Annotated in this window: 11 protein-coding genes; all 11 read left to right on the top strand. The window is 44.6% G+C overall.

The features are described 5' to 3' along the window. The first annotated feature begins 223 nt into the window (after window positions 1-223). Window positions 224-2,056 carry a MutS family DNA mismatch repair protein gene (locus B5Y67_RS07785; protein ID WP_242975900.1) on the top strand — a complete coding sequence of 611 codons (1,833 nt, stop codon included), beginning with the start codon at window positions 224-226 and terminating at the stop codon, window positions 2,054-2,056. A gap of 193 nt (window positions 2,057-2,249) precedes the next feature. Then, on the top strand, window positions 2,250-4,298 hold the full coding sequence (locus tag B5Y67_RS07780) for a methyl-accepting chemotaxis protein (protein ID WP_170932633.1): 2,049 nt from the start codon (window positions 2,250-2,252) through the stop codon (window positions 4,296-4,298). 100 nt (window positions 4,299-4,398) lie between these two features. Further along, a complete protein-coding gene (gene asnS / locus B5Y67_RS07775; protein WP_088225887.1) occupies window positions 4,399-5,790 on the top strand; it encodes an asparagine--tRNA ligase in 1,392 nt (463 codons plus the stop codon). 149 nt (window positions 5,791-5,939) lie between these two features. Beyond that, window positions 5,940-6,698 (top strand): GntR family transcriptional regulator, encoded by a 759-nt coding sequence (locus tag B5Y67_RS07770; RefSeq protein ID WP_088225886.1) that lies wholly within the window; start codon window positions 5,940-5,942, stop codon window positions 6,696-6,698. A gap of 19 nt (window positions 6,699-6,717) precedes the next feature. After that, on the top strand, window positions 6,718-7,371 hold the full coding sequence (locus B5Y67_RS07765; RefSeq protein ID WP_088225885.1) for a cobalamin-dependent protein: 654 nt from the start codon (window positions 6,718-6,720) through the stop codon (window positions 7,369-7,371). A gap of 226 nt (window positions 7,372-7,597) precedes the next feature. Beyond that, window positions 7,598-8,770: a uroporphyrinogen decarboxylase family protein gene (locus tag B5Y67_RS07760; protein ID WP_088225884.1), complete on the top strand. Its 1,173-nt coding sequence runs from the start codon at window positions 7,598-7,600 to the stop codon at window positions 8,768-8,770. A gap of 18 nt (window positions 8,771-8,788) precedes the next feature. Beyond that, window positions 8,789-8,962 carry a hypothetical protein gene (locus tag B5Y67_RS25275; protein ID WP_170932627.1) on the top strand — a complete coding sequence of 58 codons (174 nt, stop codon included), beginning with the start codon at window positions 8,789-8,791 and terminating at the stop codon, window positions 8,960-8,962. A gap of 35 nt (window positions 8,963-8,997) precedes the next feature. Then, a complete protein-coding gene (locus tag B5Y67_RS07755) occupies window positions 8,998-10,833 on the top strand; it encodes an ASKHA domain-containing protein (protein WP_088225883.1) in 1,836 nt (611 codons plus the stop codon). A 392-nt stretch (window positions 10,834-11,225) separates the two neighbouring features. Next, entirely contained in the window at window positions 11,226-13,487 is a 2,262-nt protein-coding gene (gene pcrA / locus B5Y67_RS07750) for a DNA helicase PcrA (protein WP_088225882.1), read from the top strand. A 37-nt stretch (window positions 13,488-13,524) separates the two neighbouring features. Further along, complete coding sequence (locus B5Y67_RS07745) at window positions 13,525-14,460, top strand: putative manganese-dependent inorganic diphosphatase (protein ID WP_088225974.1); 936 nt, start codon at window positions 13,525-13,527, stop codon at window positions 14,458-14,460. Window positions 14,461-14,502: 42 nt separating this feature from the next. Next, window positions 14,503-16,497 (top strand): NAD-dependent DNA ligase LigA, encoded by a 1,995-nt coding sequence (gene ligA, locus B5Y67_RS07740; RefSeq protein ID WP_088225881.1) that lies wholly within the window; start codon window positions 14,503-14,505, stop codon window positions 16,495-16,497. Window positions 16,498-16,503: the final 6 nt, after the last annotated feature.

The raw sequence follows: 16,503 nt of genomic DNA, 5'->3' as shown, positions 1-16,503 counted from the left end.
ATAGTACCCCTAATCAATCACCCCCTTAGCCCGTTTAGGGATAAGGGGGCGAAGGGCAAACATTTACACTTAGTATAGCACTCCCCAAAAGAGAAAGGAAGAATGAATGACTTGAGCAGAAGGACAATCCTTCTTCCCAAAATGTGGTTATAATGGGTACAGTAGTGTATAATGCACTTAAATTGTTTCCGTGGATGGATAATGTAGTATGGGGGATTGTATTTTGAAAGAGGTCGAAAATCATTTAACCCCGGAAGTCAAGTATCAAAAACGAATAGCCATTTATGGTCAAAGGCTGGAAATAATAACTCATCACATCAATCGCCTCAGCAATTTCCGCCTTTTTACCTTTTTAGCTGGAGCGGTTTTAGCCCTAATCTTGTACCTCAATCAAAAGCCTTTCTGGGCAAAGGGCATTATTTTTATTACCTTAGCATGCTTCATAGCCTTGGTCATCTGGCACCAATCCTTGAAAAAGAAGCAAAAGTATCTTCAAGTACTCTGTGAAAATTATGATCAATCGTTAAAACGTATTACGGGGGAATGGAAATCGTTTACTGACCAAGGGCAAGACTTTGAAGATCCTGAGCACCCTTATGCCGATGATCTGGATATCTTTGGCATCGGCTCGCTGTATCAATGGATTTCAACAGCCAAGACTTACAGAGGCAGGGAAAAACTTAAGCTGGCTTTGACAGAGCTTCCAGAAAACTGCGCAGCAATTCGCAGAAAGCAGGCTGCTATCCTGGAACTGGCTGGAACAATGGCTTGGAGACAGAGGTTTATGGCTGAAGCAACGTTGGCGAAGCGTCCGTTGACTTCTCCTGGAACAATTATTAATTGGGCTAAAACCTATGATTCGACCTATCTTCGCCGGGAGATTCTCCTGGCAGCTCGGACCCTCCCCTTAATAACCCTGACGTTTTTAATGTTATATTTCTGGAAGCATACGGTATCCTTTTGGTACCCATTAATAGGGCTTATGTTTCAAGCAGGTATTCTTCTGCTGGGTAAACAACGGGGAAAATCTCTGAATGCGGTTTATACCTTTAAAGAGAGTATTCGGATTTATGAGAAAATGTTAGAAAGGTTTGAGAAGAGGTCCTTTAAGGCGGATTATCTGCAAAACCTGAAGGAGAACTTACTTGACCGGGATGGACAGGCAGCTTATGAACAGATCAGGGAGCTTTCGCGTTTAGCTGATTTGATCGCCAATCGCGGAAATGCTGTGTTTTTAGTCGTTAATGTTCTTACCCTCTGGGATCTGCAGTGTATGATTTCCTTGGAAGCATGGAAGGAAAAGTCGGGCCGTTCTTTTAAGGTATGGGTGGACACAATTGGAGAATTGGAAGCTCTCTGCAGTCTAGCGTTAGTTGCGGCGGACCATCCGGAGTGGTGTTTGCCGGTCTTGACTTCCGAAAAAACAGGTGTCAGGGCGTTAAAGATAGGTCACCCGCTTTTGGAGAACCCTGTCTGCAATGATTTAAGCATTAGCAATGAATCCGGGATTTTGCTAATAACCGGGTCAAATATGTCGGGAAAAAGTACTTTGCTTAGAACGGTTGGTATTAACTTGGTTATGGCTTATGCCGGAGTCCCCGTCTGTGCTCAGGAATTTGGCTGTTCTATTTTTAGGCTGTTCAGTTGTATGCGAGTCCGTGACAATTTGGGAGAAAATGTCTCTTCTTTTTATGCGGAGCTGTTAAGAATAAAACAAATTGTTGAGGCCTCAAAGCAGGATGCAGAAGTTTTCTTCCTCTTGGATGAGATCTTTAAAGGTACAAACTCTGAAGACCGTCACGCCGGGGCTAAAATCCTGATTCGGCAGCTAAGCAAAGCCGGGGCTATGGGCCTGGTATCTACTCATGATTTAGAATTGGGTGATTTAGAGCGTGAAAGCCGCCGGGAAATCCGCAATTACCATTTCCGGGAGTACTATAAAGATAATCAAATTCTTTTTGACTATAAGCTTCGGCCCGGGGTTTCAACGACCCGCAATGCCATGTATTTAATCAAAATGGCGGGAATAGATGTGGATGGATCTTCCTATTGCTAAAGCCAAAAATAAACCATGAATGAAATCCAGATGACATTTTTTATGTCGTCTGGATTTCATTCATTTTAGCGAAAATATAGTAAAATTGCTCGACACTATTTGAGTTTATTTACATATAGAATACTTCTCTAGCAGCTAAACAACTTGAGACGGTTATTTTTGAATTATAGGAGGAGGTTTATAAGTGGACATCATGAACGAAAAAACTGTTCAAAACGAGAGAAGAAAAATAAAATTTCAACCTTCGATGTCAATCAAAACACGTGTAACTCTTTTAATAGGTGTTGTCATTGTTTTCGTAGTGGTCGTATTATCTGCGGCGGGTCTTTGGAATGCAGAGAAGATGCTTAATACGAGCGAGCTGCAAACAGAAAAGCTTGCGGAACAGGGAATCCGGGATGAATTCAGCAATCGCCTGGACCGCGCTAAATCCTCAGTATTGTCACTGACTATGAACCCGGACGTAGCTAAGGCCTTGGCTGAACGAGACAGGACTGCCCTCGCACAGTTGGTTCAGCCTGTTTTTCAAGAGGTGAAGAAGGAGGGCTTTAGTCAGCTTCAATTTCATCTTGCTCCGGCCATTTCCTTTTATCGAGCGCATTCTCCTAATAAATTCGGTGATGACCTTTCGAAAATTCGGCCGACGGTTGTGGCCGCCAATACAGACCATAAGCTAGTCGAAGGCCTGGAAGAAGGCGTCGAAGGCTACGGTTTTCGGGTGGTAGTTCCTGTAAAGTATCAAGATCAATGGGTTGGCAGTGCGGAATATGGCATGGATTTTGGCGACGATTTTTTAAAAACCTTGCAGACGAAGAACCCCGGAGAGTATTTTATTTACCTTCTTGATCCCTCGGCCTCGTTAGTCAAAAGCGTGAAAACAAATGGAGGATTACTGGCGGGTATTGGTAAAGATAATTACCCGGTCCCTGGGGATCGAGTCAAAGAACTTGTTAATGGTCAATCTCAATTTGTGGTAAGCGGGGATGGACAGTCTAATATCCTGCTCATTCCGTTTAAGGACTATCAAGGTCAGGTGAAAGGTTACATTAAAGCTGTCCTCTCGCGGGGAGCGGTGCTTCAACAATTAAATGCTTTAATCCAGTGGGCTGTTTTCATCGGATTAGTGGTACTTGTCTTAGGGTTGGTTTCAGGTTACATATTTTCACGAAGTTTCACCCGTCCTCTGATTGAATTGGCTCAAAATGCGGAAGCCTTAGCGACCGGTGATTTAAGAACTGTTATTAAAGACGACTGGTTCGGAGAGTTGGGGACTCTGGCTCAGGCTATGAAAAAGATGGTTGGAAACACGAAGGATATTTGTTCTTCAATTAATAAAGCCTTAAGTCGTGTTGAAGAGTCGACAAAAGAAATCTCAGCGGCAACAGATCAAACATCTTCCGGAGTGGAACAAGTGGCCGAGAGCATCAATCAGGTAGCTGTTGGAGCTCAAAAAATTGCCCAAAGTACAAGTGAAATAGGAGAACAAAGTTTAGGGATTAATCAAAGTGTCGAATCATTGGCCGGGCATATGGAGCGTATCTCACGCAGTAATGGCGATGTTACGGAGCGTACACAGCGGGGAGAGGTAATGATGAAGGACTTAGCTGCAAAGATGAGTGTTTCAGCCTCTAAAGTGGAAGAAATTCAAACTGTAAGTCATACTCTTAAAGATCAGACAGGACAAATTCGCGGAATTACGCAAATTATCTCCGGAATTTCTGATCAAACTAATCTCCTTGCTCTCAATGCTGCGATTGAGGCAGCTCGTGCCGGGGAAGCCGGACGGGGATTTGCAGTTGTGGCTGAGGAGGTTCGAAAACTGGCGGAAGGATCACGGCAAAGTGCCGCCCAGATTGCAGAATTAATCGATCAAGTGACTGGAAACGTTGAGATTTCAGCTTGCTCAACGGAAGAAGCATTCTCCTTGATCCATGAACAAGTCGGTATCGGTAATCAGGCCTTACAACAGTTCATGGATATTTCTCAGGGGATGCGAGATGTTTCCAGCTTATTGGAGATCATGTCAGAAGAAGTTCATCAGGTTGTTCAGATGGGCGAAACAATAGCACGCTCGATACAAGTGATTAGTGACATGTCTCAAGAAGATGCCGGAGCCGCAGAGGAAATTGCTGCTTCAACTGAAGAAATGAGTGCTACGGTTACTTCAATTCGTGATAGCGTTGAACAATTGATTCGATTGATGGAAGACTTAAAAACTCAAAGCATGAGATTTGTCTCTTAACGGTAATCCTATACCGTAATTTGAAGTTGGAATATCAATAAGGTATAATTGAGACTTAGGAAATTCTTAACTCTCACTGGGATTTTTGAGGAGGAAGACTATGCAAGCGGTTACCGTCAAACAAATTTTCCGAGAGACTGAAACGTTTCTCAATCAAAAGCTGGAGATCTCCGGATGGGTTCGAACAATTCGCACCTCCAAAGCATTCGGTTTCATTGAAATTAATGATGGTAGTTTTTTTGAAAATATTCAAGTAGTCTTTGACGAGAGCTTAGACAACTTTCTGGAAATTGGCAAGCAAACGATCAGTTCAGCTCTTCGTATCCAGGGAACCCTAGTTGCATCGCCGGGAGCAAAACAGCCTTTTGAATTAAAAGCCGAACATATTGAGATTCTGGCTCTTGCGGGAGGGGATTATCCCTTACAAAAGAAGCGTCATACCTTCGAATACTTACGCACAATTGCTCACCTGCGTCCAAGAACAAATACCTTTGCTGCAGTTTTTCGAGTTCGGTCTGTGGTAGCTTATGCAATCCATAGGTTCTTTCAGGAGAAAGGCTTTGTTTATGTACATACTCCTATCATCACGGGGAGCGATGCCGAAGGTGCCGGAGAAATGTTCAAGGTCACGGTTTTAGATCCGGCGAACCCTCCAAGGAATGATGCGGGGGCTGTTAACTATGGCGAGGATTTTTTTGGGAAGGAAACGAGTTTAACAGTCAGCGGCCAGCTAAATGTGGAGACCTATTGTATGGCTTTTCGCAACGTCTATACTTTTGGCCCTACGTTTCGTGCCGAAAACTCTAATACGGCCAGACATGCCGCAGAGTTCTGGATGATAGAACCGGAGATTGCCTTTGCGGAACTCACCGATAATATGAAACTGGCTGAAGAGATGATGAAATATATTATCCGCTATGCCTTAGATAATGCTCCTGAGGAAATGGCCTTCTTTAACAAATTTGTGGATAAAACACTCTTTGAACGTTTGGAAAATATCTTGAACTTTGATTTCGGCCATATTACCTATACTGAAGCTGTCAGCCTTCTGGAAAAGGAAAATGCTGAGTTTGAATATCCGGTGCACTGGGGAATAGACCTGCAGACAGAGCACGAACGTTACCTGACAGAAAATATCTTCAAAAAACCTGTTTTTGTCTCGGATTATCCCAAGGATATTAAAGCGTTCTACATGCGGCTCAACGATGATAATAAGACCGTAGCAGCTATGGATCTCCTTGTTCCTGGAGTTGGAGAGATTATTGGCGGAAGTCAGCGGGAGGAGCGCCTTGAGGTTCTGGAAAACAGAATGAAAGAGTTTGGCTTGAAGGAAGAGGATTATTACTGGTATCTTGATTTGCGCAGGTATGGCGGCGTCAAACATGCAGGCTATGGCCTGGGTTTCGAACGGGTTATCATGTATTTAACGGGAATGTCAAATATTCGCGATGTCGTTTCATTCCCGAGAACTGCCAACACATGTGAGTTTTAAGCTTTTTCAACGTGCAAAACTAGAGACCGGCTAGGGTGAAGGAGATTTCCTTCACCTTATTTTGATGATTGACACCCATATTTTAGCATGTTAAACTTAAAAAAATTCGAAATTTAGCAGACAATTATAAGCAGGAATAGGTGTTTTGGGTGAGTCAAGAAGAAACAGTCATCGATAAAAATTCAGTTATCCCCATATACTACCAGCTTTTTAAGCTGCTTGAGGGACAGATTCGCCGAGGAGATTTGAAACCAGGAGAGTCATTACCGACAGAAAACGATATCGCTATGCGCTACGAAATAAGTCGAATGACGGTACGGAGGGCAATTTCCGAGCTGGTGGCAGCGGGCATGGTTTATGCTCAGCAGGGAAAAGGTACGTTTGTAGCGACCCCCAAACTGAATAATATCGTTTTTGAATTAAATGATTTTAATCAAGAAATAAAAAAAAGAGGGCTTAATTATAAAACAACTCTCTTAGAAGCTAAAATTGTTAGGTCAGACGAAGCCCTTAAGGCGAAGTTTGAGATTCAGGGGGAAGACAAAAGGTTTTTGTTTTTTCGGACGGTACTTGCGGCTGAAAATGAACGGCTATCTTATGAGGTAAAATACACAATTTATAGTAAAAGTAAACCGATCCTTGAATCAGAACTAAAAGATCCAAGTTTGCCGGGCCTAATAGCAGCGCATACGGAATATGTGCCGGTGAGTTCGAAGAAGGTTTTACAGGTTGCGTCCTGTTCTCATGAAGAAGCCTTAATTCTAGGAATCCCTCCTCATGCCCCGGTTTTTCTGATTGAGCAGACCATTTATAATTCAGACCTTAAACCAGTGGGGTGGAGTAAAGCTGTTTACAGAGGAGATCGGTATAAACTAACCAGCTATGATGGCTGGTACAAAAAAGACTAGCTAATTGGGGGTTCATAAGGTGGAAGACGAACTGCAAATAGCAATGGCAAATCTTGATGAAGAAAAGACGTTAAGGCTGGTAAACGAAAGAATTCAGGCCGGCTGCAGCGCTGTCGATATTATTGAGAGCTGCCGGCGGGGTGTGGAAATAGTCGGAGAAAAGTACAGTGACAGCGATTACTTTTTATCGGATCTTATCATGTCTGAAGAAATTCTTAAAGAAGTAATGAGAATTTTGGAACCTCATATCCCTGTCAAGGGATCCAATAAGGGATTTCAACCGATCATCATGGGTACCATCGAAGGTGATATTCATGATCTGGGTAAGAATATAATTATTTATCTTTTGCGTTCTTCTGGTTACGAAGTTTCTGACTTAGGGGTTGATGTAACACCCGAGAGATTTGTTCAAGCGGTAAGCGAAACAAAGGCCGTAATCTTAGGAATCAGTGTTTTGCTATCCTTTTGTGTCGGATCGATCAAAAAGGTTGTGGATCTGCTCATTGATGCAGGACTTAGAGATCAAGTTAAAGTTGTAGTTGGAGGGTATCCGGTTAATCAGCAGGTAAAAGAATACACGGGGGCAGATTTTTACGCTAACGATGTAACAGAAGCCTTAAAGATCTACCGTAATATTTTAGGAACCGGAGAGGGTTCGGTCTCACAGTCGTGAGACCACACTATCGAAATATGTTATGAAACCATTAATACCCTACTACAATGGTGCCAATACCGTTTTGTATGTAGGGTTAATCTATTTTGGACAAAACTTTGTATCTTTACCGGCAAAGCAGTATTTGGGTTAATCAAGCGATTGTGTTCAACCGCTATTTCTTAACGCTCTATAGGGCTTTTGATATGGATGCGGCTGTTTTTAAGAGGAAGGGGTATAAGGGACTATGAACGATAAGGAAACCCTTTATCAACAACGATTAAATCGTTACATCACTGCTATGGATTGCGGAAAACCAGATATGGTTCCCGTTGCCTTCGGTATTGGGGAGTGGGTTGTAAAGTATAAAGGTACAACGTTCCAGGAAATTTTTTATGATCTTGATAAAAGTAACTCAATTGTCTCGGAAATGCTGCCGGGCTTGGATTTTGATATTTTCAAGGGTGGTCCATGCCTGTGGTGGCCGCCGATGTTTGATGCTATGGGTTCAAAATTGTATAAATTTCCAGGTATCGGAGTCGATGAAAACTCAACCTTTCAATACAATGAAGAAGAATATATGAAGCCCGATGATTATGACGAATTTACCGCCAGCCCGACGGAATGGCTCGTTAATCATTTTTTGCCTAACATAAGTACTGAACTTGCCAATCCGGGATCATATCGCTCAACAATCGCTCTCATCAAAGGTGCGGCTGCTTTCGCGATGTCCGGAAGCATAACGGCAGCCGCTTACGAAAAATGGACCAAAGAACATGGAATCGTCGGGCAGGGAACCGGATTTACGAAAGCCCCTTTTGATACTCTGGGGGATGCTCTGAGAGGCATGAAAGGAATTCTTCTGGATCTGCGCCGTCGTCCGGAGAAAGTATTAGCCGCTTGTGAGGCCATAACTCCTCATAACGTTAATTGTGGTCTGGCCGGCGCCGGAGCAGATACCCGTTTCCCCTGCTTTGCCCCTCTGCATCGCGGTGCTTATCCTTTCCTTAATCCCCGTCAATGGGAAACTTTCTACTGGCCTTCCTTGAAGGCGACGATTGAAGGCTTGTGGGCCAAAGGCAAACGGATGTTGTTTTATGCCGAAGGTGATTGGACTCCGTATCTGGAGAAAATTGCCGAATTGCCTGAGAGAAGTATTATCTTTCAAATTGATACGACAGATGCCAGGAAAGCAAAAGAAGTTTTAGGCGGCAGGTTCTGTCTGCAGGGTGGTGTGCCTACGACCCTGTTAACCTATGGAACTCCGGAAAAGATTCGGGAGCAGGTCAAAAGATCTATTGACGAATTAGGCCGTGACGGCGGGTTTATTTTGGATTCCGGCGGGGTCATCATGGGAGATGCCAAACAGGAAAATCTCATCACCATGATCGAAGCTGCCCGGGAATTTGGGGTTTATTAGAAGATAGGAGGAAAATTAATGTCAGATCAGGAAAAAGCACTTATTAATCCCAAGCCGGGCGTTTGTGTGCCCTGGGAATTAAAACTCGAAGAACTAGGAGATTTTCCTGGGAATGAGGAAATTGTAAAAAAGGAATGGGAGAAATTAGATGATTTTGCCTACAATTTTATTTGGTTTTGGGTACAACGTTAACATAGACAAAAATAGTTTCGGAAGGAGTGACAGAGATGATTGACGTCAAGTTTTCGAACAAAGTTGTCCAGGTTGAGGATGGAACAACCATTTTACAAGCAATTGGCTTAGCCGGGAGACAAGTTGAGAGCAACTGCGGAGGTAAAGGAACCTGCGGGAAATGTAAAGTTCAAGTCAAGACCGATACCCCTTATTCTCCCACGTTGGCTGAAAAGAAGTTTTTATCTGCTTCAGAATTAGAGGCCGGATGGGTCCTGGCCTGTCAACATACTCTTACACAGAATGCAGTGATTCATCTTGAAGAACAGAAGGACGTTTATCAGCGGAAGGCGGATTTTGCCGAGCTGCAGCAAATTGCTCTGAGTCCCAGCATAACGAAGCATCCCCTTAAACTAGCGCGGCCGACGGTTGAGGATCAAATGTCCGATTGGGATCGCTTAGTTTCTTCTTTACCAGGCAAGGAAACTATCTGTTTTAGCCGTTCCGCTGCGGCAACCTTGGCAAAAGTATTGCGCGACGGTGGTTTTCAGATCACAGCAGTGTTGGACGGCAACAGACTGATAGCTGTAGAATCCCATGATACCTCAAACCATGGCTATGGTATCGCTGTCGATATCGGCACCACGACGGTTGTCGTTTACCTCCTGGATATAATTAAGGGTATCATCGTTGACAGCGGTGCCATGACAAATCCGCAGCAGATTTACGGAGCCGATGTTATCTCGCGTATAACCTACGCGGCAGGTGGTTACGAGAAATTGCAAGAAGTTCAAAAGAAAGTGATGGGGGGACTTAATAAAATCATTGCTAAGCTGTGTCAGGAAAACGAAATTCCCCAAGAAGAAATCTATCAGGCTGTGGTTGTCGGTAACACAACAATGGCCCATCTGTTTTTGGGTATTGATCCCACCTATTTAGCCCCTGCCCCTTTCATCCCGGTTTTTCAGCAAATGGTTGATGTTGAAGCTCAAGAGCTGGGCCTCGATATCCTCGCTGCCGGGCGAGTCGTAGTCTTGCCGAATGTGGCCGGTTATGTGGGATCGGATACTGTGGGAGTTATGTTAGCGGCAGGAGCTGATCGTTTAGATGGGGTCAGCCTCATTGTTGATATTGGAACAAACGGAGAGATGGTTCTCAGCGGTAAGGGCAGGATTCTGACCTGTTCAACGGCAGCCGGGCCGGCCTTTGAAGGAGCTGAAATCCGTTATGGAATGCGGGCTGCAGAAGGTGCGATCGAAGGTGTAAACATAACTGGGGATGTGGAATTAAAGATTATCGGTGAAGGAAAAGCCCGAGGTATCTGTGGATCTGGTCTGATTGATGCCATTGCTGAAATGTATCGGGCAGGAGTTATTACTTCTTCGGGACGGTATGCCAGTGAACCGGAAGAACTGGAACAATTGCCTCCGCGGGTACGCGAGAGATTGCGAAAAGGTGAGCGGACCAACGAGTTTGTACTTGCTTGGGGAAACGATACGGCCAGCGGCGAGGATATTGTTCTTTCCCAAAAGGATATTCGGGCACTGCAATTAGCCAAAGGAGCTATCAGCGCCGGGATCACGCTTCTTGTCAGAGAAATGGGGATTACTCCCTTAGAGATTGACCGGGTGCTCCTGGCCGGGGCTTTTGGCAATTATATTAAGAAAGAAAGTGCTCTGGGAATCGGGTTGCTGCCGCCATTGCCCTTGGAGAAAATTCAGTCCATTGGCAATGCTGCCGGCGATGGAGCCAAAATGGCCTTACTTTCCCTTGAGGAGCGAAGACGGGCTGGGACAATGGCTAAACAGGCAGAGCATATTGAGCTTTCCAATAAGAAGGAATTCCAGGACGAATTTTTGAAAGGCCTCGATTTTGAGGGGGTTTTTGAGTAATTTTCATTACTTATGCCTTATTGGTAGTGATGATTAGTCCGATTTATCTTAAGAGACTCGAAAAGATTAGTAAGGTTAATGGAACAACGTATGTCTCCATTAACCTTATTTATGTTGCTTTAAGGAAATTTGCAAGTGAAAATAGAAGGAAATGAGCAATGTATGTCCAAAATGCAGGGATATTTCGGCTAATTTTTCCAGCAAGGGATAATATACTGCAAAATACTGGAATAAAAGACCTATAATGAGGGTTTCATTATAACAATCATTACTACTTGATATAGGGAAAAGTTATAATGAGTCCTTTCAAGGGAACCGCCCCTCAGAAATCAAGCAACAGTCAGGACGAACAGTATGTTATAATATGTACAAGAAGTGAGGTGGAGTGGTTAATGTATCGGTTAGACGATTTGAATTCAGTACAAAGAGAAGCTGCTGAGCATCAGGAAGGGCCGCTTCTTATTCTGGCCGGTGCAGGATCAGGGAAGACTCGCGTGCTTACTTACCGAATTGCTCATTTAATTGCCCGGGGCGTTGAACCGGGTGATATCTTAGCGATTACGTTTACGAATAAAGCGGCTAAAGAGATGCGGGATCGAGTGACTGCCCTCGTGGGCAGTGAAGGTCGGGGACTTTGGGTCAGCACCTTCCATTCAGCTTGTGTTCGCATTCTGCGGCGGGATATTGAGCATATGCCAGGATATACCCGGAATTTTGTTATTTATGATGCTGGAGATCAACTGGCCTTGATCAAAGGATGCTTGAAGGAAAAGAATCTGGATGAGAAGAAATTTTCTCCGCGCAGTGTTGCTGCAGTGATTAGCGATGCCAAAAATAAACTCCTCGATCCTGATGGATTTGCCAGCCAGGCCGGCGATTATTTCCAGAGTAAAGTCGTTGATCTGTACCGGGATTACCAGAAAAAACTGCGGACGAATAATGCCCTTGATTTTGATGATATTATTATGCTTACCGTTAAGCTGTTTCGAGAAGATGAGAGGGTTCTGGACTATTATCAGGAGAAATTCCGCTATATTATGGTTGATGAATATCAGGATACGAATCACGCCCAGTATGTGCTGGTAAAGCTGCTGGCCAGTCGTTACCGCAATCTCTGTGTGGTAGGCGATGATGATCAGTCCGTTTACAGATGGCGCGGGGCTGATATTCAGAATATCCTTGATTTTGAACGGGATTATCCTGAAGCTAAAGTCATCAAGCTTGAACAGAATTATCGGTCTACTCAAAAAATTCTTGACGCTGCTAATGCCGTTGTAAGGAATAATGAAGGACGCAAGGAAAAATCTCTCTGGACAGAGAATTCGGAAGGTCAGCCCATCGTTTGTTATGTCAGCAATGATGAACGGGATGAAGCAAGATATGTGGTGGAACGGGTTCAGCGTTTGCATGAACTGGAAGGCCGTCCTTACAGCGATTTTACAATTCTTTATCGTACGAATGCCCAATCTCGAATCCTGGAAGAACAGCTTATGAAAGCGGCTTTGCCTTACCGGATTTTTTCAGGCCTGAAATTCTATCAGCGCTTAGAGATTAAAGATATGCTGGCCTATCTGAGGGTTATCTATAACCCTTCAGACCAAGTCAGCTTTGCCCGGGTACTCAACGTTCCCAAACGGGGCTTAGGAGAAAGTACCCTGGAGAAAATTCTGGAATATGCCAATGAACAAGGAATGCCCGTTCTTGATGCGATAATGGAAGCAGATTATATTCCGGAATTGACGGCCCGAGCCAAGAAACCCTTACTGGCTTTTGCCCATTTAATGCAAGGGTTAGTCGAGTTTTCCCAAAATGCCACTGTGACTGACTTAGTCAAGGAAATTTTGAACAAAACAGGCTACCAGGGGATTCTCGAAGCAGATAATTCACCGGAGGCCGAGGCCCGTTTGGAAAACCTGTTGGAGTTTCTGTCCGTTACGACGGAGTTTGATGCCCTGGCAGCTCAAGCTGAAGGCGACGGAGAAGCAGAGCAGAGCCTCGGCGGAGTCAGCGGTTTTTTAGAACAAGTGTCTTTGGTCGCGGATATTGATGAACTGGATCCTACGGAAGAATCCATTGCCTTAATGACGATGCACAGTGCCAAAGGCCTGGAATATCCCGTCGTTTTCGTCGTTGGTATGGAAGAAGGAATTTTTCCCAGCAGCAGGTCCTTTCTTGATCCCTCTGAATTGGAGGAAGAGAGGCGACTCTGTTATGTAGCTATCACACGGGCACGTGAAAAACTTTACTTGTGCAATTCAGAGATGCGTATGCTTTATGGCAAAACCCAATATAATCCACCTTCGCGGTTTTTAGAGGAGATTCCGTCAGAACTAATGACGGATATCGATCCACTCGATCCGCCTAAACTGCGTTCAAATACTTCACCCAAATCATTTCAGAGACAGGAGGGCAAGCTGGATCGGAGAACCCCATTGGGGTCCGGCACCTGGGAGAAAGATTTTGGCAGCCCGGTCGTCATTAAAGGAGGTGAGGCTCATCACGTAGGAGAAAAGGTTGAGCATGTAAAATTCGGACGAGGAATTATTGTCTCAATCAAGGGTGAAGGAAATCAAGCAGAATTGACAATTGTATTTGACGGTGGAATTGGAATTAAAAAACTCCTGGCGGAATATGCCAAACTAACGAAGCTCTAAATGCATTTTGAATTTTAAAGAGAAAGGTTTAGGTGTTATAATGGATAAGATTTATATTGTTGGTCATAAAAACCCAGATACAGATTCAGTTTGCTCTGCAATTGCTTTAGCTCGTTTAAAAGAACTCACCGGCGCTGAAAATTGTGTTCCTGTTACAGCAGGCAAAATCAATAAAGAGACCGAGTTTGTTCTCAACTATTATGGAGTTGCAGTGCCTGAAGTTTTAGCGTCTGTTGAAGCTAAACAAAAAATGATCCTTGTTGACCACAATGAATATGGTCAAGCTGTTGCAGGTGCAGATCAAGCTCAGCTTGTACAAATCGTTGACCACCACAAAGTTGGCGGCTTCCAAACTGCTGAGCCTCTTTATGTACGGATCGAACCTGTTGGCTCCACCTGCTCCATTGTTGCTCAAGCATACAAGGAAAAAGGTTTAGTGCCTGAAAAAGCTATCGCTGGTATCTTACTGGCTGCTATTCTTTCCGATACGGTTATTTTCAAATCCCCAACCTGCACTGAGTCAGATAAAGTTATTGCTGCTGAACTGGCAGCTATTGCCGGCGTTGATCCTAAAACCTTTGGTGTTGAAATGTTCAAAGCCGGTTCTAATATTGCTGAACGCACCCCGCAAAGCATGATTGAAGAAGACTTCAAAGCCTTCACCATGGGATCCAACAAGATTGGTGTCGGTCAAGTCAGCTTGATGGGTATGGATGGATTTGAAGACGTGCGGGCAAACTTAAATAAAGGACTTGAGGACTATCGCGTTGCTCAAGACCTGCGTTATATCTGCTTAATGGTTACCGATATTTTAAGTGACTATACCGAATTGATCGTTAAAGGGGATAAGCCGGAAGAAGTTGCTAAAGCTTTCGGTAAAGAACTCGTTAATGGCAGCGTTGAGCTTCCAGGTGTTCTGTCCCGTAAAAAACAAGTTGTTCCGCCGATGACAACTTATTTTTCAGCGAACTAATTAATACAAAGCAACATAATAAGGAGACGGGAGGAAATTTTGGTGCAGGATGAATTCGAGCGTATGAGATGGTTGAGGGAAGAGATAGAGGCTGCGAATAAGCAGTACTACCTGCTTGATCAACCCACCATGACTGATGCGGACTACGATGCCCTCATGCGCGAATTGCTGAGCCTAGAAGCGAAACATCCGGACTGGGTTACTCCCGATTCTCCAACTGTACGAGTCGGGGGAGAGGTTGCCAAAGAGTACTCTAAAGTACGTCATTTGGAACCTCTCCTTAGTTTAGATAATGCCTTTTCCGCAGAAGACCTGAGGGAGTTTGACCGCAGGGTGCGCCAAGTGACATCATCTGTCGACTATGTGGTGGAACTTAAGATTGATGGCTTAACCGTTGCTCTTACCTACGAAAACGGTCTGCTGGCGGTGGGGGCAACTCGCGGTGATGGTGAAGTGGGTGAGGATATTACCGCCAATGTGAAGACGGTTAAATCCATCCCCTTGCGCTTAAAAGACGAGGTGTCAGGGCTAAGTGTCCGGGGAGAAGGATATATGCCGAAGGCCTCTTTTGCCCGCCTGAATCAAGAACGGGAAGAGGAAGGACTGTCAACATTCGCCAATCCCCGTAATGCTGCTGCAGGATCTCTGCGCCAATTAAACTCTAAAATAACGGCTCAGCGGAAGCTGGATTATTTTGCCTATCAGGTGTTAGGAGCAAACGAGTTAGGCTTACATAACCAAAGGGAAGTCCTTGAGTATTTAAAAGAACAAGGGTTTGTTGTTAATCCGGAATATAGAATTTTTCAGACTATCGAGGAAGTTATTGCTTATTGTGAGCGGATGTCCTCGGAACGTCACGGGTTCTCTTATGATATCGATGGACTTGTTATTAAAGTGAATGACTTTGTCGTTCAACAAGAATTGGGCTTTACGGCCAAAAGTCCCCGTTGGGCAATTGCTTATAAATTTCCTGCGGAACAAGTAGAAACGGTTGTCGAAGATATTCTCATTCGTGTCGGCCGAACGGGAGTATTAACGCCTACGGCAGTCCTGAGACCTGTTTTAGTAGCAGGGTCTACGGTGAGCCGGGCGACTCTTCATAATCTTGATAACATTCGCCAGAAAGATATTCGCATTGGCGATCATGTTCTGCTGCAAAAGGCCGGTGATGTCATCCCTGAAGTTGTAAGGATGCTGCCAGAGAAACGAACGGGAGAAGAACGAATCTTTGCAATGCCGGAATATTGTCCGGAATGTCAGAGCCCTGTCCGCCAAGAAGAAGGTGAAGTAGCCTATCGCTGTCAAAGTATAACCTGTCCGGCGAGACAACGGGAGGGAATTATTCACTTCGTCTCTCGTGATGCCATGGCCATCGATGGTCTGGGGCCTGCAGTGATTCAACAGCTCCTCGATGCCAATCTGATTTCTGATGCGGCAGATCTATATTCCTTAACCTTCGAAGAGCTCATCCCCCTTGAGCGGATGGGCAAGAAATCGGCTGAAAATCTCTTGAAGGCCATTCAGGAAAGCAAGACCAGGGGCTTGGGACCTTTGATTTTTGCCTTAGGGATTCGCCATACGGGAGAAAAGGCCGGTAAAATCCTGGCTCAGAGGTTCGGGTCAATGGAGGGGCTTATGCAAGCGTCTCTGGAGGAATTACAAGAAATCCCCGACATCGGTCCGACTATGGCAGAAAATCTCATTTATTTTTTCAGTTTGGAGAGTACTAAACTCTTTATTGAAAAATTGAGCCGGGCCGGAGTTGACATGACGGCTGAGATAACCTCAAATCCGCAGATTTTTACCGGCAAAAGCATTGTGGTCACAGGTTCTTTAGAACGCTGGGACCGACGGGAGATTGAAAAGGTTATTGAAGATCACGGCGGTAAAGCAGCCAGCTCGGTGAGTAAAAAGACAGCTTTCGTTATAGCTGGGGAGAAAGCCGGTTCTAAGCTGACAAAAGCCCAGGAGCTTGGAGTACAAGTGCTAACGGAAGATGAGTTTGAGGCCTTGCTGATACAGGAGACCCAGGGATAAAGGGGT

It is taken from the genome of Desulfosporosinus sp. FKB (assembly GCF_002196705.1).
Taxonomy (GTDB): Bacteria; Bacillota; Desulfitobacteriia; order Desulfitobacteriales; family Desulfitobacteriaceae; genus Desulfosporosinus.
The sequence above is the reverse complement of the archived record's forward strand: the minus strand, read 5'-3'. Positions and strand labels throughout refer to the sequence as shown.

Bases quoted from the DNA above. Each gene is read 5' to 3' on its own strand.
- B5Y67_RS25275 (WP_170932627.1), top strand. From the start codon at position 8,789: ATGTCAGATCAGGAAAAAGCACTTATTAATCCCAAGCCGGGCGTTTGT.
- B5Y67_RS07760 (WP_088225884.1), top strand. From the start codon at position 7,598: ATGAACGATAAGGAAACCCTTTATCAACAACGATTAAATCGTTACATC.
- asnS (WP_088225887.1), top strand. From the start codon at position 4,399: ATGCAAGCGGTTACCGTCAAACAAATTTTCCGAGAGACTGAAACGTTT.
- pcrA (WP_088225882.1), top strand. From the start codon at position 11,226: ATGTATCGGTTAGACGATTTGAATTCAGTACAAAGAGAAGCTGCTGAG.
- B5Y67_RS07780 (WP_170932633.1), top strand. From the start codon at position 2,250: ATGAACGAAAAAACTGTTCAAAACGAGAGAAGAAAAATAAAATTTCAA.
- B5Y67_RS07755 (WP_088225883.1), top strand. From the start codon at position 8,998: ATGATTGACGTCAAGTTTTCGAACAAAGTTGTCCAGGTTGAGGATGGA.